Source organism: uncultured Solobacterium sp. (assembly GCF_963550625.1).
Lineage (GTDB): Bacteria > Bacillota_I > Bacilli_A > Erysipelotrichales > Erysipelotrichaceae > Bulleidia.
This window is the reverse complement of sequence record NZ_CAUVCV010000001.1, coordinates 1-23,036: the sequence shown is the minus strand read 5'-3', so window position 1 is coordinate 23,036 and position 23,036 is coordinate 1. Positions and strand designations below refer to the sequence as shown.

General features: G+C 37.3%; 20 protein-coding genes. 8 read left to right on the top strand and 12 right to left on the bottom strand.

All coding sequences use genetic code 11. From position 1 onward, the window contains the following. Nucleotides 1–241 precede the first annotated feature (241 nt). From RYK16_RS00100 to RYK16_RS00065, 8 genes are all read right to left on the bottom strand, one after another. A complete protein-coding gene (locus RYK16_RS00100) occupies nt 242–1,480 on the bottom strand; it encodes a toxic anion resistance protein (protein ID WP_314850059.1) in 1,239 nt (412 codons plus the stop codon). Between the two features lie 45 nt (nt 1,481–1,525). Beyond that, nucleotides 1,526–3,442, bottom strand: a complete 1,917-nt coding sequence (locus RYK16_RS00095; protein ID WP_314850058.1) for a bifunctional UDP-sugar hydrolase/5'-nucleotidase — start codon at nt 3,440–3,442, stop codon at nt 1,526–1,528. A gap of 97 nt (nt 3,443–3,539) precedes the next feature. After that, entirely contained in the window at nt 3,540–5,231 is a 1,692-nt protein-coding gene (locus RYK16_RS00090; protein ID WP_314850057.1) for an FAD-dependent oxidoreductase, read from the bottom strand. A gap of 15 nt (nt 5,232–5,246) precedes the next feature. Beyond that, on the bottom strand, nt 5,247–6,572 hold the full coding sequence (locus tag RYK16_RS00085; RefSeq protein ID WP_314850056.1) for an APC family permease: 1,326 nt from the start codon (nt 6,570–6,572) through the stop codon (nt 5,247–5,249). Nucleotides 6,573–6,577: 5 nt separating this feature from the next. Beyond that, nucleotides 6,578–7,837 (bottom strand): YeeE/YedE family protein, encoded by a 1,260-nt coding sequence (locus RYK16_RS00080; protein ID WP_314850055.1) that lies wholly within the window; start codon nt 7,835–7,837, stop codon nt 6,578–6,580. A gap of 288 nt (nt 7,838–8,125) precedes the next feature. Next, the gene (locus RYK16_RS00075) at nt 8,126–9,193 is read right to left on the bottom strand and encodes a phage tail tip lysozyme (protein WP_314850054.1); all 1,068 of its coding nucleotides are present in this window, start codon (nt 9,191–9,193) and stop codon (nt 8,126–8,128) included. Nucleotides 9,194–9,428: 235 nt separating this feature from the next. Next, the gene (locus RYK16_RS00070; RefSeq protein WP_314850053.1) at nt 9,429–11,573 is read right to left on the bottom strand and encodes an AAA family ATPase; all 2,145 of its coding nucleotides are present in this window, start codon (nt 11,571–11,573) and stop codon (nt 9,429–9,431) included. Then, nucleotides 11,573–12,460, bottom strand: a complete 888-nt coding sequence (locus RYK16_RS00065; RefSeq protein WP_314850052.1) for a hypothetical protein — start codon at nt 12,458–12,460, stop codon at nt 11,573–11,575. Before RYK16_RS00065 ends, RYK16_RS00070 begins: the two co-directional genes overlap by 1 nt. Nucleotides 12,461–12,674: 214 nt before the next feature. Here RYK16_RS00065 and RYK16_RS00060 point away from each other — a divergent pair, with 214 nt between their 5' ends. From RYK16_RS00060 to RYK16_RS00035, 6 genes are all read left to right on the top strand, one after another. After that, complete coding sequence (locus RYK16_RS00060) at nt 12,675–13,223, top strand: chromate transporter (RefSeq protein WP_314850051.1); 549 nt, start codon at nt 12,675–12,677, stop codon at nt 13,221–13,223. A 97-nt stretch (nt 13,224–13,320) separates the two neighbouring features. Continuing rightward, nucleotides 13,321–15,060: an ABC transporter ATP-binding protein/permease gene (locus RYK16_RS00055; RefSeq protein WP_314850050.1), complete on the top strand. Its 1,740-nt coding sequence runs from the start codon at nt 13,321–13,323 to the stop codon at nt 15,058–15,060. Next, the gene (locus tag RYK16_RS00050; protein ID WP_314850049.1) at nt 15,057–16,745 is read left to right on the top strand and encodes an ABC transporter ATP-binding protein; all 1,689 of its coding nucleotides are present in this window, start codon (nt 15,057–15,059) and stop codon (nt 16,743–16,745) included. Before RYK16_RS00055 ends, RYK16_RS00050 begins: the two co-directional genes overlap by 4 nt. Continuing rightward, nucleotides 16,732–17,073 carry a nitrous oxide-stimulated promoter family protein gene (locus RYK16_RS00045; RefSeq protein WP_314850048.1) on the top strand — a complete coding sequence of 114 codons (342 nt, stop codon included), beginning with the start codon at nt 16,732–16,734 and terminating at the stop codon, nt 17,071–17,073. Before RYK16_RS00050 ends, RYK16_RS00045 begins: the two co-directional genes overlap by 14 nt. Then, the gene (locus tag RYK16_RS00040; RefSeq protein WP_314850047.1) at nt 17,070–17,462 is read left to right on the top strand and encodes a YbaN family protein; all 393 of its coding nucleotides are present in this window, start codon (nt 17,070–17,072) and stop codon (nt 17,460–17,462) included. Before RYK16_RS00045 ends, RYK16_RS00040 begins: the two co-directional genes overlap by 4 nt. A 50-nt stretch (nt 17,463–17,512) precedes the next feature. Continuing rightward, nucleotides 17,513–18,082: a chromate transporter gene (locus tag RYK16_RS00035; protein WP_314850046.1), complete on the top strand. Its 570-nt coding sequence runs from the start codon at nt 17,513–17,515 to the stop codon at nt 18,080–18,082. Between the two features lie 82 nt (nt 18,083–18,164). On the opposite strand, the gene RYK16_RS00030 is transcribed toward RYK16_RS00035, so the two are convergent. The 4 genes from RYK16_RS00030 to RYK16_RS00015 form a co-directional block, all read right to left on the bottom strand. After that, the gene (locus RYK16_RS00030) at nt 18,165–18,833 is read right to left on the bottom strand and encodes a hypothetical protein (protein ID WP_314850045.1); all 669 of its coding nucleotides are present in this window, start codon (nt 18,831–18,833) and stop codon (nt 18,165–18,167) included. Between the two features lie 153 nt (nt 18,834–18,986). Beyond that, nucleotides 18,987–19,871, bottom strand: coding sequence for a redoxin domain-containing protein (locus RYK16_RS00025; RefSeq protein WP_314850044.1), 885 nt, complete (start codon nt 19,869–19,871; stop codon nt 18,987–18,989). A gap of 21 nt (nt 19,872–19,892) precedes the next feature. Continuing rightward, entirely contained in the window at nt 19,893–20,810 is a 918-nt protein-coding gene (locus RYK16_RS00020; RefSeq protein WP_314850043.1) for a 4Fe-4S binding protein, read from the bottom strand. Between the two features lie 2 nt (nt 20,811–20,812). Beyond that, nucleotides 20,813–20,977 (bottom strand): CD1871A family CXXC motif-containing protein, encoded by a 165-nt coding sequence (locus RYK16_RS00015; protein WP_294209138.1) that lies wholly within the window; start codon nt 20,975–20,977, stop codon nt 20,813–20,815. Nucleotides 20,978–21,219: 242 nt separating this feature from the next. Here RYK16_RS00015 and RYK16_RS00010 point away from each other — a divergent pair, with 242 nt between their 5' ends. Together RYK16_RS00010 and RYK16_RS00005 are read left to right on the top strand one after the other, a co-directional pair. Beyond that, nucleotides 21,220–21,900: a response regulator transcription factor gene (locus RYK16_RS00010; protein ID WP_314850042.1), complete on the top strand. Its 681-nt coding sequence runs from the start codon at nt 21,220–21,222 to the stop codon at nt 21,898–21,900. Then, nucleotides 21,893–23,035 carry a HAMP domain-containing sensor histidine kinase gene (locus RYK16_RS00005; RefSeq protein ID WP_314850041.1) on the top strand — a complete coding sequence of 381 codons (1,143 nt, stop codon included), beginning with the start codon at nt 21,893–21,895 and terminating at the stop codon, nt 23,033–23,035. Before RYK16_RS00010 ends, RYK16_RS00005 begins: the two co-directional genes overlap by 8 nt. The last annotated feature ends 1 nt before the right edge of the window (nt 23,036 follow it).

Here is a 23,036-nt window from a genome sequence, read left to right as displayed (position 1 = left end):
CTTGTTAATTTATATTATCTGTCACTTGTCTTTATCTACATAGTGGTTTTCTACTTTGTACCATTTTTCTATCTTAATGTTTCATATCAAAGGTCGAGGGTGAGTATTTCTTTATTTTTCAAGTAAACGACTAACTGGTTACAATTTCCCCCATCCATAAATAGTCTAAAACGAGCTTTACGACTTTAGAAGCTTCTTTATCGACCATAAAAAAGAAGTGTTACCACTTCTTTTTTGGAAACTATCTCTTTGTTACGTCTTTTTCTGCGTTAATTTCTAATAACTTGTTTGTTAATTCGTTTTCGATACGACGTAGTTCAAGCTGAGCAGCTTCACGCTTATCACGGCCTTCCTTCTGGATGTTCAATACTTCATCCAAAGTAGAAATTAACTTTTCGTTTGTATGTTGTAATGTTTCAATATCAACAATACCACGTTCGCTTTCTTTTGCTGTATCAACAGTTGCTTGGTGCAATGTTTCCGCATTCTTCTTGAGAAGCTCGTTTGTCATATTTGTAACTTCACGTTGTGCTTCCATCGCCTGCTTGGAGTGTGTGATACCTAAAGACAATACAATCTGGTTCTTCCAAAGTGGAATTGTATTCGCAAGAGTACTCTGAATCTTCTCTGTCATAAGAGTATCGTTGTTTTGTACTAAACGAATCTGTGGAGCCATCTGGATGGAAACCTGTCTAGTTAATTCCAAGTCATAGAGTTTCTTTTCGAAACGAACACAAGCCTGTTCCAGGTCATTTGCCTTCTGTGCATCTTCAGGCAAGCCTGTCTGCTTTGCCTTTGCGATTAATGCAGGTAATTCATTTGCACGAACATCCTTTAACTTCTTACGACCAGCCATGATATACATGGTTAGTTCCTTGATGTTTACTTGGTTACGTTCGTAGAGTTCATCTAATAATGCGATGTCCTTTAATAATTGAATCTGATGATCCTCTAAGACACCTGCAATCTTTTCAACGTTAGCTTCTGCCTTGTCATAACGAGCTCTGAACTCATCAATCTTTGACTTACCTTTATCAAATAAGCTTGCAAAGAATCCCTTCTTTTCATCAGAATCTGATGTATTCTTTAAATTTACTACAAGATCTGTAAGGATATTTCCGATTTCACCTAAGTCCTTTGTACGTACATTCTTTAAAGCAGAGTTTGAGAAGTCAGTTACTTTCTTCTGTGCTGCAGAACCATACTGAAGAACTGTATTGGAATCCATAATATCAATCTTCTCTGAGAATGAATCAATTGTCTTTTTTTCAGCTTCAGTAAATTCAGTTGCCTCAATTGGGTCAATCGCCTTTAATTTTTCATCTTCTTCAGCTTTCTTAGCTTCTAATTCAGTTAATTGCTTTTGATTTTCTTCTTGAAGTTCATCAGGCGTTAGCGTAAGAGTGATTTCTGGCTCTGTTTGTGTCTGTGCCTGTGCTTCTGCCTGTGTTTGTGTTTGGTTTGTATTATTCTCGCTCATGTCATTCCCCTTCTGTCGTATAGATTTAGTATACCACGTTGTATTTTAATTTATATTCATTTTTTTCTCACGCTGTCTGCGAATCAAATATGTAATTAACTTGATAATTCCTAGCAATGCTGCGATTGCGATAACGATTGCTAGATATACGCGATAGCCAAAGGCTGATGTATTTTGGAAGAAGCGAATAAAGCTGAAATGCTTATCCTTAATCTTCTGTACTCTTGCGGTTTGGTATTGCGCTTTCATCTCAGATACTCCATTTACTTTATCCATATCTAAGATATAGCGTGTGATTGCTTGCCATTCTTTTAGTTCAGTTCCATCCGCATTGTATAAGATCATGTCACTGAAATCTGTAATTTCATGACCAGAAGCATCATATGTATGAATATCTAACTGATTGAATGTTTTCTTTCCTACCGATGGCAACATATTTGCAATATACAAATTCGTTACCACTGGATATAACTTATCTTTTTCTACTGGAATATAGAAACCTGCATTCGTACGAACTTCCGCATCAATTACATGGTTTAAGATAAAGCGATAATCGGAGTAATGATACTGCATGCCACTAAAGAACAGCTGTCCATCCACCATCATATCTTTTCCTACACTACGATCTAACTCCGCAACTTTGATTAAATCAGAACCCTTCATGTATACACGAATTAATGGATAACCAAGTAACCCATCATTTCCTTTACCAAGGTTTACCGCATTATATACTTCTCCAACAGTAATATATCCCTTCGTGAGTCCAGAACGGATAATGCCCTTCGCAGTTAAACCAATAGTAAATGTCGTATCTTTTGTGGTTAACTTGCTTGCATATACATAAGCATCTGTAATGAGGTCTGCCATTGTGTTTCCAGTGAATGCTGAGTAATCCTCATACACATCCGCAAGTGGAAAGTTTGTATAGCCAATGGATTGATCCATTGAATATCCATACTGCTTCAGGTAATTCTCATTTACATCTGCTTTATATTCTTGAATCTTTGCGTTGATTGTTTCATCAACTGGACTTTCTGCTGTGATAGGAATCAGCTGATAATCCACCTTTTCTTTTGTCTCGACGTTGATATCTAACAAGCCAAGATACTTACCGAAACTACCTGCAGACACAATCCATGTTTTATTCTTATGAATTGGTTCTGTTAATACAGTATGTGTATGACCACTGACAATGACATCAATACCGTCTACTTTATCCGCAAGGATTTCGTCTTCTGACTTACTCGCATCTTTATTGGTACCACTATGTGAAAGACAAACAATAACTTGTGCACCTTCTTCTTTGAGTTTCTGTACCATGTGTTTGGCTGCTTCAATACGATCAGGGAAAGTATTATTTCCAGCAGCCGTGTAATAGACACTATCTTCACCCATTACACCGAATAAACCAATTTTATACCCCCCACGTTCAATGATTTTATACTCTGTACCACCATGTTCTTCCCAGGCTTTCTTGAGTGCCTGTGATTCTTCGTCCTCACCAAATGTGAGATTACTACATAGGATTGGAGGTGTATTGGTGGAATTTTCAATCATCTTTGTAAGGGAGGCAACACCATAATCGAATTCATGGTTTCCAAGTGTTGTCGCATCATATCCCATAAGTCCTAATAAGGATAAGTCAGGTGCACTCTTTTCAAATAAGGCGTTGTAGAATGTACCCATTGAGAAGTCACCGGCATCAACTAGTACAGTATGATCATTGCGATTTGCGGCAATCGTTCCTGCTAGTGCCGCATATCCACCAATGGTTTCTGGTTCTCCTGTTTCGGTATTCGTTACACGATAAGAATCAATGTGGTCATGTAAATCATGTGTAAACAAAATACGTACAGTAGAACCTTCGCTGGTTGTCTGTTCTTCATCCGCATATACAACTGTAGAAACGGTACTTGTTAGTACTGTTATCGCAGTTATGATTTTTAATAAAAATTTCTTCATGTTGCTAGCACCTCTGCGCATTAGATTATATCATTTTGCATAATGAAAAGAATGAGGAAACCCCATTCTTTAACATTTTTCAACAATTTGTAATTAATTACGCAAAGTTATATTCTGTCACAATTGGCTTTCTGCCTTCTGCCTTATCTCTGTAATATTCATAGAAACTGATACCTAGATAAGAACCAGAGATATTGTAAACATTTGTATAGCCAAGCTTCTGTAATGCACAGATTACATTATAACTACGCTGTGAAGAACGGCAGTGTAAGTATACAGGAACATCTGTAGGAATTTCACTGAGTCTCTCTCTAAATTGAGACATTGGGATATTCACTGCATTGATTAAGTGTCCCTTTTCAAACTCATCTGCTTCACGAACATCGATAATGCATGCGTTGTTTTCTACAAGTTCTCTAACCTTGTAAACTGGAACCTGTCTAAACTTATCATGTAGAAGGTTTAGTCCTACAAGAGCCGTGTGATTCACAACATCCTTTGCTGTTGAGTAGTATGGGGAATAGCAAAGTTCTAATTCCTTCAAGTCCTCAAGTGTTGCATTCATGCTAATCATAGCCGCAATCACGTCGATTCTCTTATCCACAGTACCCTTACCAACTGCTTGTGCACCCAAGATTCTTCCCGTAGGCTTTTCAAAAATAAGCTTAAAGAAGAGTGGGTTACTATCTGGCATTAAACCAACCTTATCTCCTGGGATTGTATACGCAAAGTCATAGTTATAACCATGCTGTTGGCAATCTTTTTCATTTAGACCTGTATTTGCTACATTTAATCCAAAGAGATGGATACAGCTTGAGCCAATAACACCTCTATTACTGTGTGTTTCACCAAACATATGGTCTGCTGCAGCTCTTGCCTGTCTTTGTGCTGGTCCTGCAAGTGGAAGTCTAGTCTTATCATTTGTAAGTCTATTTGTAACTTCAATTGCATCACCTACTGCATAAATATCAGGATAGTTTGTCTGATAGTTATAGTTTACTAAGATAGCACCTGTCTTACCAAGTTCAATACCACAATCCTTAGCTAACTTTGTTTCTGGTGCTACACCGATTGCCATAATGACTGCTTCAGCTGGTAGATGTTCTCCACTAGAGAGGACTACTTCGCCTTCACCAACTTCTGTAACAGTCTTTCCTAGATAAAGGTTAATACCATTATCAATGATTTCCTTATGAAGAATCTGTGCCATATCCTCATCCAGAGGCTTCATAACCTGTGGTAAACCTTCCACAAGATTTACTTCTTTTCCTGCTTCGCGGAAGTTTTCAGCCACTTCAAGACCGATAAAACCACCACCAACAACTGTAACTTTATTCACATTCTTAGCAGCTACAAAGGCTTCAATCTTCTTAATATCTGTAACATTCTTTACTACAAATACATTCTCACGGTCGATACCCTTGATCGAAGCTGGAAAGATTGCGTTAGCTCCTGGGGAAAGTGCTAACTTATCATAGCTTTCTGTATAACTTTCTCCAGTAACTAAGTTTTTAACAACGACTTCTTTCTTATCTGGATAAATTTCTGTAACCTCATGCTTTACCAAAGCCTTAATTCTGTACTTATTCCAGAATTCTTCTGGATTCATCAATACTAGCTTATCACTATCATCAACGATTCCACTTAAAGCGAAAGGAAGGCAGCAGTTAGAGAAGGATACATTTTCTCCTCTTTCAAACATAACAACTTCTGCTGTTTCATCGATTCTTCTAGCTCTTGCGGCAACGCTGGCACCACCAGCTACACCACCTACAACTACAATCTTCATAGTTTCTCCTTTTCTTCACGAAACATTCTTTCTTTTTCTAAATTGATATACCAAAACTCCGCATAGTGTCCATATGATTAGACTAATGAAAGCTTCCTTTGAAAGCTGTGCAGGAGATCCTGGGAACATTAATAGTACAATAAATCCCGCAGAAATCAGTGCACCTAGCGCACACGTCACTTTTTCAATCTTTGATTTCGCAAGCGAAATACTGATGAAACTAACGTACATATACGCTACTGCCGCAAGAACACTTGCCATATCTACGATATAGATAATGACACGTCTTCCAACAAAGGCTCCAATCAAACTAATTGCACAGACGAACAGAATTGCATAAGGTTGTACACCTTTCTCGTTTTTGATGCTGTATTTTGGGCCTAAATGCTTTCTTTGGGATAGACTCGCGATTAGTTTGCTTGACGCAATCATAAAGCCATTGATTCCACCAATGACTGCAGCTGCCAAAGCAATTAACATGATATAAAATCCTGCTTTCCCTAAGTGCTGAATTACTGCATCCGCAACGGCCCAGTGTGTTTTCATAGCTGCTTCAGGCGAAAACCCTAATCCTGCTATGGTATTTAAAGCTCCATAAAGGAATATACCAATAAAGACTGAAATACCTACTAACAATGTAGATTTTTCAGGCTCAAAGCCTAGTTCCTCTGAAACCTGTGGCACTACGTCAAACCCAACAAATAAGAAGGGGGCTATCGCAATAATTTTCGATATTTCACTAAACGAAAAGCGGTAGTTATCCACATAGTTTTGATGAAAGGCTTGTAAGTCACTTCTCATAAACATTAAACCTAGAAGTCCTGATACAATGACAGCCAAAAGAATGCTCATGACATTTTGCACTTTCGTGCTAATTTTTAACCCCTGAATATTGATGTAACCAAATAAGATAATGACGGCAGACATCACAAGTACATCCGTTAGATAGATTGGATATCCCGAAATAGAATATAGATAGAAGAAGTCCATCTTCGCTCCAAATATCTCACGAAGCAGTAACACAAAGGCTCCTGCATTCAGCGGTACCATGCTTAAATAACAAAGACTTAGGGACCAGCCTACTACAAAGCCATGTACCTTGCCTAGATGATTTAAAGCATAGGTAAATTCTCCACCATCTTCTCTATGATTCTCTAGCATGATGTGATAGCCATTCTGTATCACCATGATAAAAATGCCACCAATCAAAAGTCCTATAAAGGTATTGATTACACCTGCTTCTCTTAGAAACTTTGTACCTGGAAGTGTAAAGGAACCCCAGCCTATTATGGCTCCAATGACTAATCCAAGCACATCAATATATCTTAATTTTTTATCCATTTATTTTATAAACGAACTTTTTTAGCAATGATATTTCCAACAACACCACCAGTTACCATGACAATTAAGAAAATCCATCCTGATAATGAGAAGTTTGCGATTGGAGTATATAGGGCACCTACGTTACATCCGTTAGAAAGTCTTGTACCAAATCCCATAGCGAAGCCACCGATTGCATAGAATAATGCCTGCTTTGGATTCATCTTCCAGCTTGACTTGCAGAATGATACGAAGTTATTTGAAGTTAACATGTAGATAAATGTACCTAATACGATACCTACGTTCTGTACATTGATTGGGTGCTCAAAGAAAGGCATTTGGTAAGGACCAGCTGCTCCCTTTGTAAACTCAACGATTGCTTCTACCTTAACACCGAACAACATGAGTAACTTACCGAACCAGAATCCGTAAGGAGTACTTGCTCCCCATCCAGCCTTAGTAACACCCATGAGAATTACGAATACTGCAGAAATTACAAGAACAGATGTTCTTAAGCTCCAAGGACGAGCAAAAATCTTTTCATATCCATCTTCGCTGCATGGACAAACTGGTTCTGTTTCATCTAAAGACTTCTTTTCAGCAGCTAACTGTACTGTTTCGCTACCAATACCGAAGTAAGTTCCTGCTTCCTTTCTCTTCTTTTCGTAGAGATAGCTTAACTTCACTACGATCAAGCAAAGAATACCAGTTAAAATTAGAGCACCTAAGTAGCCCTGTAAACCATCAAATCCAAATAGATCTGGGAAGTATACACCATTCTTATCACCAAACTTGATTAAAGAATCCTGTACCCAGCTTGCTGTATTCTGAATTGGGAAGCCTACAAATACACCCATACAGAAGAATAGTAGAGTAACAATACCTCTTGGGAATGCAGCAACCAAGTCTGTTAATACACCAGATGCACAGCATGACGCAAAAGCCATACCGAAACCGAAGAGAAGTCCACCTACGATTAAGCCTAAGTTAATAGGGTTTACCCAAAGGTCAAACTCAGAAACGTCTGCGTTATATAATACTGCTGTACTAACTGCAGCTGATACGAAGAACATAAACATTAATGTTCTCATTAACTTTGTAGAACCACCCTTATAGGCACGATTTACACTTCCTGCAAATCCCATAAAGCCTCTAGCAAGAGCGTAACCTAAGATACAACCCATCGCTAATCTAAAATACAGCATTGAGGAACTCAATCCAAACATGCCGAACAAAATTACAATTGCAAGCAAGACAAAGCCAGCAATTCTTTCTGTTTGTTTCATACTTTTCATTTCTCCTTTTTCATCCATGATAAAACTATCCCCCTCATTGTATGGAAGCCCTATCATTTTCATATTGTTTGACATAGAAATGTGCAGAGCTATTGTAGGCTGGTACTCTGTGTCTATGTTTTAATACTATATCACACTTCTATTTATCTTGAATTCATTGTTATGCTATACAAATCTAATTGAAGTCTACATTGTAAAATCAACAAACAAAAAGCCTCTACTCAATTTGAACTTATTAGAAAATTCAAATCGATATAGAGGTTATTTTAGTTTGAGTGATTACCCTTCTAGATAATATGCATATGCTTTTTCAGCACGTCCAGCTGTATGAGAAGCACCTTCATATCTTGATACGAAGATTGTAGCTGCCTCTGCTGCACCTTCCGCTGAGTCGGCAACGTTCTGTAAACCAACAAGTGTACTGTTATATGCGCCTGTCAATTCATGTGTCATAAATGCTAACTGGCCTTCTACTGTTGTGTAGTCTAGTCCGTTATTTGCACAATAGTTCACTAAGTTTGTATATCTACCGCCACCCCATTGGCATAAACCATAATAGGATGAACCTGCAGTTGGATTAAACTTAGACTCTTGCCACATATTCGCAAGAACACCACAAGCCGCTGCCCTAGATAGACCAAGTGTACCTGTTAAGTAAGAGTAGATTACCTGATAGTTACCAGAAGTATCTACAGGTCCACTAGACACATACGCTCTTGTGACATTAATTGTATAAGAGGCTGTAGAAACATTACCATTCTTATCTGTTGCTGTAACTGTTGCTGTATATGTACCAGCCTTAGAGATATCACCATCCACCGCAACTGTGTAGTAACCTTTACCATTTTCTGTTGAAGCAGTTAAGCTACCATCAATCGGATCAATCACTGAGGAAATATTAGAGAATAGATCATAAGAACTTCCCGCTTTAATATCCACACTACTAGCTGCCAAAGTAATCTCTGCAGGTTTTGTATCCACAACATTTACACTCGCTGTAAATGTCTTGGAATTTGTTAAACCAAACTTAGACTCTTTACCAGATAAAATCAGCTTGATTGGATATGTACCAACCGCACTGGCATCAATCTGTCCATCAATCTTTAAATCACCAGTATGCTCCGCAACTAATGTATGTAAATCGAATGTACTTCCATACTCAGCTGTCGTAATACCACTCATGTTAAGTTTCAATGAATCATATAACTTAGCTTGCGATAGTAACATCTGCTTATTCATATAATCGTTTCTTGCAAACACATAACCAAGTGCTGTGCCACCCAACATGCAGGCAGCCAAACCAAACGCAAGAAACTTCTTTGTCGTCTTTTGTAATATATTTTTCATAGAAAAATCATACACGAAAAAATAATAAATCGTCAAATTTAGCGCATAGAATACACAATTTTCACACAAAATTACCACAATATAAATTGTGCAAAAACCATGCATGCATAATATGTATAAACGCTTACATAAAATACTTGCATATTCAACTATTTAAAATTGATATATCGTTAAACGTGCATGCATGTATATATAATAAAAGTGCTAAACGATTTTATTTAGCACTTTTTCATTACTACTTTTGGGTCATCTTTAATAAATCTTCAAGTGTAGGTGAATCACTAGTCTTTGGAGGTTGAATCTTGATTGTGAAATCAAAGTCAGCCTCTATCAGTTCACTCATATCACTATCTGGACTAGATACAAGTCTTGTGGATTGACGTAAGATTGCGTCTTCAATCATATTACGTGCAAGTCTACCGTTACCAGCTTCCATTGGATTAATACTCTGTACTTCATTGAAGTAAGCAGTTAGCTTATCCTTAACAGCTTCATCAATATGATAGCCTTTACCCTTGGCTTGTAGACAAGCAATCTTATAGAGTTCTTCCCCTGTGTAATCCTTGAAGTTGATGATATTTGGGAAACGTGACTTTAGACCAGAGTTAGACTCTAGGAATACTGACATTTCCTTCTTATATCCCGCTAAGATAACAATTAAGTTATCACGGTTATCTTCCATCGCCTTTACAAGCGTATCAATACACTCTAATCCAAACGCGTCATCTTTACCACGATGTAGAGCGTATGCTTCATCGATAAAGAGTACACCACCAATCGCAGACTTAATGACTGACATCGTTAATGGGGCAGTCTGTCCTACGTACTGTGCAACTAAGTCCGATCTAGATACTTCCACAAGTTGTCCTTGTGTTAATGCGCCAATAGCCTTCATATAACGAGAAATTAATCTTGCAATCGTTGTCTTACCGGTACCAGGATTTCCTGTGAAGATCATATGCTTGGAAAGTGTCGCAGTCTTCATGCCTTGTTCACGACGCTTTTGCTGCATCGCAACCAAGGATTGTAAGGAAGTAATATAGGACTTCACTTCATCAAGGCCGATAATCTCACTTAGCTCACGATTTACTTCTTCAAGTTCCTCGCTACTATTGCGGGAGCGACTCATCTGAATATCTTGTTCTTTAACTGTAATGACAGGAATATCATTCTTAACAGTCATAGGAATCTCTTCCATATTTCCCAGGGAATGGTCTAATACAGCTTGTCCGAGGGATACATAGAAATCATAGAAATTAGAACTGATCGATGCAGCACCTAGATCCTTGTTAAAGTGTTGCGCTACCCAAGCCTGTACAGAATCTTCAACCTGTAACTTAATCTTCAGATTTTCTTCTGCTTTCTTAATTAAGTTTGTTGTTTGAACTTGGATAATGGAGCGAATACTATCTTCATCTAGTTTTTTTAGCGTAACTGTATCTAAAACATGGTACATAAAGTCTGCACCGAAGGCATCTTGAACCTTCGATACACTACCAGTTGTCATAAAGACAAGATACTTACCACTAACGCTTAAAGTATCCACACTATCTTTTACAAGTCCTGTCTGATTTTCTACAAGCACACCCTTATTTAATACGTAACGCTTGTTCAGTACACAACTACCTGTAGTCACTAGAGAACTAATCATACGTAAGAATGCAGGGAACCCATTTTCAAAGTTCTCAAAACAGATTACAGAACCGTTCCCTGAGATTGCCTCATATAAGTCCTGTAAGAAAATCTGTTCTTGCCCTGAGGATGTATAACGACTCATATCAATGGTATATACTTCATCACTGACAAATACCTGACGTTCATATAAAGAACGAGCCATCTGTGTAACGGCTTCATGTCTACCAGAACCTACTGGCCCAGAAACAAGAATGACATTCTTTGCCTTCCCTGCTTCCTCGCCCATCAAGTATGGTCTTCTAAACGCATTTACCATTTGTTGGATTGCGTCTTTTTGACCCATCACTTTTGAGATGATGACATTATAGATATCATCAAATAACTTCTGTGAGTTAAATTCCTTCTTCTCAACAGGTTTTTGTTCAACTTCACTTAAACCATAATCACGCTTTAAGTCTCTTTCTAAAACATCCATACTCATTGCAGAGATATCTAATGGTTCATCTTTCTTCTGTAATGCCGCATGCATATCTTCCAGATCCTTCTGCTGTTTACGCAAAATTGCATTCAATTCCTGCATTGCTTGGTCTGGTTGTTTTAGAATATTTAAATTCTGGCTTTGCTCATTGCCATCAATGCTTAATGTAATTTGTTCCGACGCATCTGTGGATTCATAAGCACGTTTTTTGCCTAAGACCTCATTCCAAAGTCTTTCTTTTTCCTCTGTTCTACGATCCTTCGACATTACTCGTCTCCTTTGTTTCCAACTTCAAACATTCCATCACTTGTTAAACCATCCTTCTTTAACACAGCATTTAATGTAGCCATATCAGCGGATAGATTAATAAAGTCCTGGTCTGTGTAACTTGCAATCATATTCTTCATCGCATCATTAATTAATACGACAGTCTTTCCTAACTTCTCTTTTGTTTCTTCATAGTTTGGATCTGTCTGTGCTGTCTGAAGAGCGTCATATTGTTTTAAAATACGCACAAGGATTGGCAAATAATAATCATATAACTTCTTGAGCTTTCCTTTGGATGCAGGGAAAGTTATTTCTAACTTCTGCGCTTGTTTTAAGAGTGCACATGTTTCAAATAAACCATTTGAAATTTCTTCATCAGGAATTGCATCATTTAATGCATTAATCTGATCAATATAGCTTTGCGCGCTAGAAGATGGCTGTTCAACCTTAACTTCTTCCTTCTTCACACTTGTTGGTGTCGCTTGTACATCAATCACATCAGTGTTCTGATAATCATCAGCCTGCTTAGAAACTTCTCTTAAAATCTGTTCATAGGATTCTGGATAGTTTGCACCGAATACATTCAAACCACTCACCAAGATACCATTACGATAAACATCTAAATTAGAGAGTGACTTGTATTCACCATTACGTACGCGCAGTTCAATACCCGTACTAACATTTAATGCAGTATGTGTTCTAAACCACTTACGTAAGAAAATATTATTCTTCGCCATCTGTGATGCGGAAATATTTGAAGCACGATTTCCGGCATAATATGTAGATGAAGAATAGCTAGCGTATGGGTTTGATCTTTGCTCGTTTCTCTTCGAGGCATTTACCGCAGCCATTACAATCGCAAATACGATACCAATAATAATTAACATAGGAATAAACGTTCCTCCTCCAAGAAAAAATATTAAGAAGAATATCCAACCAAAATCAGAGTTCTTTCTGTTTCTCATTTTTTATAACCTCTCACTAGTGAATTATAGCATAATACACGATTTTTTATATCTCTTCAATTGTATTCTACATACGCAATTTTATTTACTGATGGTCAAAAAAATGCTAGTGTTGAATTCAAGAAAACGAGGTTGCATGAATAAAATCGCTAAACTTTATCTCTCATGGTTCAAAATTGGCTTATTTACCTTCGGTGGTGGATATGCAATGATTCCAATGATTCAAAAAGAAGTTGTCGATAAACACCACTGGGTAACAGCTGAGGATGTGCTAAATTACTATGCAATTAGCCAATGCACACCAGGCGCAATCGCAGTCAACTTATCCACATTTATTGGTGGAAAGATTGATGGTTTCCTCGGTGCTTTAGCAGCGACACTCGGTGTCATTACACCATCTATTATTATCATTAGTATTATCGCAACCTTCTTATCGAACTTTTCTTCCCTCGATGTAGTAAAACATGCACTTGCTGGAATTCAGATTGCGGTATGCGTATTAATGTTTGGGGCAGTAAAGAACTTATTTAAGACTAGTATTGTAGATATCCCTAGCTTAATCATCTGTCTTGTGGCATTCTTACTAGCATACTTTACAAATATTCCAACTGTACTTCTTGTAATACTAGCCGCTGTATTTGGCTACGTATTCTATACTTATAAAAATAAAATTCACCTCAAATAATCCGTCATTTTTCACAACAATCATAAAGATTGTTGTTTTTTAGTTATCTATAACTAACTTATCGTGTAAAATAATCTATGCGAAAGGATTTCTAGACATGATAGATAAAAAACTTTTAGCCCTTTTGGGTGAAAATAAAAAATACATATTCTATGCTGTTGGACTGATGATTGTGGGTTTATTTGCTAATCTTTCAATTACCGCATCCATCTGCTATGCCATTCAATACGCAGCAGAATACGCATCCTCTGGTAGTGATGCACAAGGCTTTATCCTACCAGCGATAGTTGTTGTGATTGCAATGGCAATTCGTTACGTTACTTCTCGTAGAATTGGTGACTTAAAGGATACGTTGGGAAGAAACGTAAAGAAGGATCTTCGTCAGAAAATCTATGACAAGATTATCAAACTAGGTGTTCGTACTACCGACAATATGAGTATGGCTGGCTTAACACAGTTATCCATGGAAGGTGTAGAGCAGTTAGACCTATACTATTCTGCATATATTCCCCAATTCTTCTATGCGATGATTGCACCTATCATTTTATTTGTAGTTACAGTGCGTATTAATTGGGCAGTTGCACTTGTATTACTTGCATGCGTACCACTCATCCCGATGTCAATTATTGCAGTATCCCGTTATGCAAAGAAAATATTTGCGAAGTACTGGGGTAAATACACATCCATGGGAGATAGTTTCTTAGATAGTGTACAAGGTCTCAAGGAACTAAAGATTTTCCAAGCTGATGCAGCGCAAAATATCAAGATGAACGAAACAAGCGAAGAGTTCCGTAAGATTACGATGAAGGTATTAGTCATGCAGTTGGCTAGTACAACAATCATGGACATGGTTGCCTATGGTGGTGCTGGTCTTGGCATTGCCTTAACCATTAATGCTGTTGTAAATGGAAACTTATCTGCTTACGCAGCACTATTCCTAATTCTTGTAGCAGTAGACTTCTTCTTACCACTACGTGCATTCGGTTCTGCCTTCCATATTGCAATGAATGGCGCAAGTGCTGGTAACAAGATTCTCTCATTACTTGCACAACCAGATCCAGTATGGGGTAGCGAAACAGTAGATAATACAGAAATTACAGTGAAAGATGTTACCTTCTCTTATGATGGAACACGCGATGTGTTGAAACATGCATCCATGAACTTTGGCTCAACTGGAATGTATGCAATCGTCGGCGAGTCCGGTTCAGGAAAATCTACAGTTGTAAATTTACTATTAGGTGCATATCACCCTCAACAAGGCTCTATCCTTATTGGAAATAAACCACTAGAGAAATTAAGTAGAGAATCATACTACTCTCACATTTCAGTTGTAAGTTATAACACCTATATCTTTAATGAAACAATTCGTCAAAACTTTATGCTAGCAAAAGCAGACGTAACAGAAGACGAAATCTTTACAGCTCTTAAGAAAGTAAATCTCTATGATTTTATTATCGAAAACGGCGGACTAGATAAAGTCATTACAGAAGACGCCGCAAACATCTCTGGTGGCCAGAAACAACGACTAGCACTTGCAATCAATCTAGTCGCAAACAAAGATATCTACATCTTCGATGAAGCCACAAGTAATATCGACATTGAAAGCGAAGCTATTATTATGAATAACATCAAGGAACTATCCAAAGAGAAATCCGTAATTGTTATTTCACATCGTTTAGCAAATGTCATTGTGGCTGATACCATCTACTACATCGAAGATGGAGAAGTCAAAGAACATGGTACACACGAAGAACTTATGAACATGCATGAAGGTTATGCAAAACTATATACAACACAAAAGAACTTAGAAGAAGGCTATACGGAGGTGGTCGCATGACAAACGAGAAATATATCCGCCGTAGTGGCGCTAAAATCATGGCAAGCCTCATCACCTTACTGGGTTCACTAGCATATATCATGATTCTTGCTGTTATTAACGGTTCTGTAGGTTTTATTGTTGCGATGGGTGTAACTCTTATGGGTGCAGTTGGTATTGCTAAATCCCTCGGTGAAACAATCCCTCTTTCTTACGGGACAATCATCGCCTTAACAATTGGCTTTGGTGTATTACGTGGTTTCTTACGTTATCTTGAACAATATAGTAACCACTACATCGCATTTAAGCTACTAGCTGTATTACGTGACAAGATTTTCCGTGCATTACGTATTCTTTGTCCTGCAAAACTTGAAAGCAAACAAAAAGGCGCAATCATCTCTATGATTACTGCCGACATCGAAACATTAGAAGTATTCTATGCACATACGATTTCCCCTATTTGTATCGCGGTTATCGTATCAACATGTGTAACTCTATTTGTTGGATTTACAGTAAATTGGTATCTTGCGTTAATCGCATTACTTGGATATCTCACAATTGGTATTATTGTGCCAATGATTTCTTCCAGCAGATTAAAAGAATCGGGTGTTCGTTATCGTGCTGAATTTGCATCCTTTAACGCTTACTTCTTAGATAGTATTAAGGGTATTAAGGATATAGTCCTGATGCACGCACAAGATCAGCGTAAAGATGAAGTAAACAAACGTTCTGATTCACTTCTTCTTGAAACAAAGAAAATGAAGCACGATACAGCGAAAGCGACTGCAGAAACAGAACTAAGCGTTTCAATCTTCATCATCCTTACATTAATTGTAGGTATTATCCTAGTCGCAAATAACAGTCTAACAATCGGTAAGATGTTAATTGGTGTAACAGCAGTATTTGGATCATTTGGTCCAGTTATCGCAATCTCTGCACTACCAGGCAACTTAACACAGACATTTGCGTCTGGTGATCGTGTACTCAACTTACTATCAGAAAAACCAGCAGTAACACCAATTACTGACGGTAAAGACTTTACATTTGAAAGCTTAGAAGTAAATCATTTATCCTTCTCTTATGATGGACAAACACAGGTACTAAAAGATATCTCTATGCATGCAAAGACTGGTGAGATTGTTGGTATCGTTGGTGAATCAGGCTGTGGTAAGTCAACATTCCTAAAACTATTACTACGTTTCTGGCAAAAAGAAACAGGCGATATTCTATACAACGGCATTGATATTAATGAAATCAATACAGATAGTTTATTATCGAATGCCACAATGGTAAGCCAAACAACATATCTCTTTGATGATACTGTTGAAGAAAACCTTCGCATTACAAAACCAGACGCTACGTTAGAGGAAATTCAAAATGCATGCCGCAATGCATCTATTCATGACTTTATCATGACACTACCAGATGGCTACCAAAGTAAGGTTGGAACACTTGGGGATAATCTTTCTGCAGGTGAAAAACAACGTATCGGTCTAGCCCGTGCATTCCTACGTGGTAGTAAGTTAATCTTATTAGATGAACCTACCAGTAACGTTGATAGTATCAACGAAGGAATTATTCTTAAATCTTTAAAACAACAAAAACACGATAAATGCATTATCTTGGTATCCCATCGTGAATCAACAATGGCAATCGCTGACCGCATTTATCGTGCATCAGAAGGTGTCATGCATGAACAAAGTTGAAGAAAAACGTCAACGTGAGATTTCTATCGTCTCAAAGATGATTGTAGTTTACTGTAAAAAGAAACATGGTACTAAAGATGGCCTTTGTCCTGAATGTCAGCAGTTGCTTGATTACGCTACACTGCGAAGCAACCACTGCCCCTTCATGGAAACAAAAACCTTCTGCGCAAACTGCCGTGTGCATTGTTACAAACCAGAAATGAGAGAAAGAATCAAAAATGTGATGCGCTTTTGCGGTCCAAGAATGTTGTTATATTATCCACTCGCAACAATTCGCCATCTCATTGAAAGCATCAAAGAAAAAAGAAAACTGGAGAAACAGAAATGAATTCAAAAAAGATATTTTGGATCGTACTAGGAAGTATCAGCCTTGGTGTTGGTGCTGTAGGAGCGTTCATCCCACTACTACCATCCTTTCCATTCCTACTACTCGCAGCATTTAGCTATAGTAAGAGTTCTGAAAAACTGCACAACTGGTTTATCAACACAAAAATATATAAAGATAACTTAGAGAGTCATCTTAGCGGTAAAGGTATGACAAAGGCTGCTAAAATTCGTGTAATGTGCACAGTTACTGCATTTATGTCAATTGGCTTTATCATGATGATTCGCAAAGCGTTGTATATTCCATGTGCAATTCTTGGAGTCGTATGGTTAGGTCATATGATTTACTTCATCTGGGGCGTTAAAACTAGAGAAGAAGATTCTACAGAATAATAGTTTTACAACAAAATTTGTCGTGATAAGATACCTGTGAGGTAATCATCATGGCAAATTTTTTACTGTTATGCTGGGAATTCTTTAAAACAGGTTTATTCTCCATCGGTGGAGGACTAGCAACCATCCCCTTCCTACAAGAGATGTCATTAAAGTATGGATGGTTTAGTCTAACAGACTTAACCACCATGGTCGCTATCAGCGAATCAACACCTGGACCAATGGGTGTCAATATGGCAACCTATGTAGGTAATCACATATACGGTTTCTTCGGCGGTATTGCCACAACACTCTCTGTTACAGCACCAGCATTTCTATCAATTATTCTAATCGCAACAGCACTTCAAAAGTTTGAAGACTCTGTGATTATACAAAATGCATTTATGGGTCTAAGACCGGCAGTAGTAGGTTTAATTACATCTGCAGTCATTGGTATCTATTTACTTGCCTTATTCGATATCACTACATTCCAAACAACAAAATCTCTTTTAAGTTTATTTAAGTGGAAGCCTATTATCATATTTGCATGCATGTTAACTGTCTATCACTTTAAACCAAAGACACATCCAATACTATTTATTCTCGCAGCTGCAGTTATTGGAATTTTGTTGAAACTATGATTTTATATAAAAAAGTAAGTATCTCTCAAACAGGAAATACTTACTTTTTTTACATTTAAAATGTGCATATGAAAATATGTCTCTATTGAATATCTTCTACCGTACGTACCTCATATATTCCATCACAGAATAATCCATTCACTTGATGTCCACCTTTTAATGTATAGAAGGTATCTGATGGGTTTTCGTACTTATAATAAAATGTTTCGACCTTATAACAAATTGGATAGAAATAGATTGTAATAACAATATCTGAAGATGGAATAAATTGTATTTGGCTTAAGTTATGTGATATTGGAAGTATCGTATTAAAACCTATAATACGTTGCAATATATTTTTCATCTGTATGTTGTCATTTTCAACACTTGAATAACTTGCAATATTTGCAAATTCAACATATTGATCTTTTAAAACTTTATAATTTGCCGTAATTTGAATTGGCGAACATATAACTTCACTAAGTGAGATTTGTTGATCATCAATCAAGTAATTTTCATAAAGTTTTAATGATAACTCACCCGGATTAATCGGATTGCCTTCCATATCATAAAACTGTGATGTATCAGAAGATACTAAATCATTCTGATTAATTTCATGTAGTTCTGATAATTTATATGCATATCCAGATTCTTCTTCCTCTTGTACGACTTCATTGCTTGAAGCTACTTTTTGACTTACTTGCCTTTGGGTAGAACAACCTACTAGCATACATGTAATTGATGTAATTATAATCGGAATCGCCTTTTTCATAGTCACCCCCCAAATGATTCTTCATTTACTGACAAATCCGTAAAGTCCTATGAGTTTATCTGTAGTTACATTATAGCACTACCCCCCCCATAATAAAACCCTGGGACAAATGCCCAGGGAAAAGATGGGGAAAACCACAATATATTGTTAATGTTATTTACTAGCTTTTGCACTTGCTTCTGCGATTTGTTTTTCAATCTCAGAAATCATCTTGATATCTTCTTCAAGTGTCTTTAATTCATCTTCGGAGAAGGAAGCCTTGTTTGCTTCAACTTGTGCCTTTAATACTTCGTCATATGGCTTATTCTGTGTTTGCTCAATCTGATCCTTGGACATTGTTGCGAATACCTTATTCCAGATATCTTGATGCTTACCAAAAATTTCACTTTCCTTTGCATAAAGGTCTGTTAATTCATCATTTGCCCCTGCAGATTGACCTTGTGTAACTGTTGATGTAACACCACTTCCAGATTTCACTTCTTCAATCATCTTGATGATTTCTTCTTGTTTCTTTTCATCTTCTAAGTTACCAACGATTGGATCACCAACGATGTTACCATTCTTATCAACCATAACTGTTGTAGGGAAACTGAAGATCTTAGCTAGGTAAGCCTTCGCATCATCACCACCATTGATGACGATATTTCTATATGTAGCACCCTGCTTAGATAAGATATCCTTTGCATCCTTTAGTGTTGCTTCATCAGTAGCTTCTACATTTACACCAATGAGTTCTGCACCATGTTCCTTTAACTTCTTGTTGAAACTTTCAAGTGCTGGCATTTCGTTTACGCATGCTGCACATCCATTAAACCAAAAGTTTACAAGTGTTACTTCGTTCTTACTAAATAAGGATTCATCAACATCCTTACCATCAAAGTCCTTTCCCTTAAACTTAGGGAACATTTGTGCATCAGCTGTTTCTGTTGTAGAAGTTGTTGTCGTTGCGTTGTCTTCTTTTTTGTTGTTGCATGCTGCTAATGTAACTGCCATAACTGCTGCTACACCAACTAGGGTAAATCTCTTGAACAAATTCATTTTCTTTTTCCTCTTTCTGTTTTATGCCTTTTGTAAATTCTTATTTGCTACTTTTTGATTCTTAGCTTCACTCTTTTTCTTCATGGCTAAGTAAGTACTGATTGCCTTAGTTGGACATGCAGTAATGCATTCTCCACAACGGATACATTCCAAGTCACCAGTATTCTTTGTAATATCGACATCCATCTTACAAACTTTTGCACACTTACCACAGGATACACACTTGTTCTTATCAACGTTATAGTTGAAGATTGCGATCTTGTTGAATAATGCATAGAATGCGCCGAGTGGACAAATCCATTTACAGAATGGACGATATACAAATACAGATAATGTTGTAATCGTAATAAGAATTGTAAACTTCCAATTAAATAATGCACCTAATGTTGCACGAATGTTTTTATCTACGATAGAGAGTGGAATACCACCTTCCAAGATGCCTTGTGGACAAATGTATTTGCAGAAGTAAGGTAATGCAATTCCTGCTTTATTTGTCATAATGATTGGAAGTAATATAACTGCTACAGCGAGAACAATAAACTTTGTATATGTTAAGAATCTTAAATTCTTCGTACTAAACTTCTTTGTTGGAATCTTATGTAATAAATCTTGATACCAACCAAATGGGCACATAAATCCACAGATTAATCTTCCGATCAACACACCAAATAAAATTAGAATTCCACTGATGTAATATGAGAAGTTATACTTTGATGAACCTACAACTGCTTGGAAGGAGCCTACTGGGCACGCTCCTGTAGCAGCTGGACATGAATAACAGTTTAAACCTGGTACACATACCTGTTTAATTTTTCCATTATAGAGAACACCCTTGAAAAAGTTAGGGATATGCATGTTTGTTAGGAATGTCGCAAACATCTGAATTGTATTACGTCTCTTCAGGAATCTTAGAAATGCTCTTGATTTAGCTGATGTCATAACTATCCAATTCCTACACACTCTAGGCAAAGACGAATCGCTTTACTGAATACACTTTCTACTTCTCCACGAGAAGCACCAATCAGAATAAACACAACTGATAATACAACAAGGAATGCCTGTGTTGCGATTCTTATTTGTGTTGGATATTTATTAATAAAATCCATTGATAAGTCCTCCTTAACACTCAATTTCTATCTGACGTGAAAAATATAACAAAGTAGATATAAAATTTGTGTTAAGAAATTTAACAATTTATTTTTCTATTTTATACTGATTCATGCCTGCATAAATGCACGTGTCTGATTTATAAGTTACTTATTTTGTTTCAATATGGATGTGCTATACTGAGTTCAGATATACTCAGTTTCTGACAATTTTGTAATCGTATGAAAGGAACATTTTGCAAATGAGAATATTAGTGGTTGAAGATGAAATCACCCTTTGTGAAACAATCGCAAAGGGTTTACGTCTTGATGGATATGAAGTGGACACATGTTTTGATGGTGGTACTGCTTGGAATATGGCTATGGATGAAAGTTATGACTTGATCATCCTAGATTTAAACTTGCCAGTCATGGATGGTATGGAGGTACTCCGTAACATTCGTAAAGAGGATTCCGAAACAGCTGTATTGATTCTATCCGCACGTGGACATTTACAAGACAAGATTGACGGCCTCGATAGTGGTGCTAATGACTACCTGTGCAAGCCATTCCACTTTGAAGAGTTAGAAGCACGTGTACGTAGTCTAACTAGACGGCGCACCGTACAAAATAATGTTATTCTCTCCTGTGGAGAACTTTCATTAGACACAAAGAGTCGTACAGTTATGGCTAGAGGCGAAAAACTTCCATTAACACGTAAAGAGTTAGGTTTATTGGAGTACTTGTTGCTACATCAAGAACGCCCAGTCCCACAAGAGGAACTCATCCAACATGTTTGGGATAGTAGTGTTGATAGCTTCAGTAATTCCATCCGTGTACACATCTCTGCTTTACGTAAGAAATTGCGTGCAGCGCTTGGGTATGATCCTATCGCAAATCGTATTGGACAAGGTTATGTGATTGGAGGACAACAAGATGAGTAAGCGTCGTTCTCTGCAATGGAAACTAACTGTCATTACTGCGATTATCGTCATTCTATCCTGTCTTGCGATTAGTTATGCCATCAGTAAATCTGCGATTGCGTCTATGAGTAAGATTGAAAATTCTGCGGTCGCAATTTTACCAGCCAATCCAGCAACAGATACGACAGGCGAAGTTGTACAATTACAGATTACAACCAAGGATGTCATTTCTGATATGGCAAAAGGTATCCAAGCAGACTTCTGGAAAAGTAGCTTACTAATCACAATTATCATTACAGTCGCAAGTAGTTCTATGATGTACTTCTTTATTGGATACGCATTAAAACCCCTTAAGAATCTCGGTGAACAGATTGAAGATATCCAAGCCAAAAATTTAAAACATCTTGTTTTAACAGATCAAAGTTCTATTGAAATTGAACAACTAACAAATGCCTTCAATGAAATGTTAGAACGCTTAAGTAATACCTTTGCTGCACAACGGCAATTCTCCGCAAATGCTGCACATGAGTTACGTACTCCTCTTGCGGTAATGCGTACAAAATTAGAAGTTTTTGAGAAAAACAAAAAGCCAAGTGACACTGACTATCAAGAAACAGTCAACATGATTCGTATGCAAACATCCCGTTTATCACATGTTATTGATATTCTGCTCGAGATGACAGATTTACAATCCGCACAAAAACAAGACCACATCTCCCTAGCAGATATGGCAGAAGAAGTTATTTGCGATTTAACAGCACTCGCTGATAAAAAGAATATTACAATCTCTCAAAATCCTGGGACTGCCGAAATCATCGGTAACGATACCCTCGTCTATCGTGCAATCTATAATCTTGTGGAAAATGCCATCAAATATAATAACGTCGGCGGAAACGTAACTGTATCCATCAAAGAGGATAGTGAATTTGCGACTGTTATCATCAGTGATAATGGTCCTGGTATCCAACAAGAAGATTGGCAACATATCTTTGAACCATTCTTTAGAATTGATAAATCACGCAGCCGTGACATGGGTGGTGCAGGTCTTGGTCTTGCCCTTGTAAAAGAGATTGCCCGTCAACACGGTGGTGATGTATATGTTGTACAAAGTTCAAAAAACGGAACACAAATTGCACTGAAACTACGTCGAAAGTAAC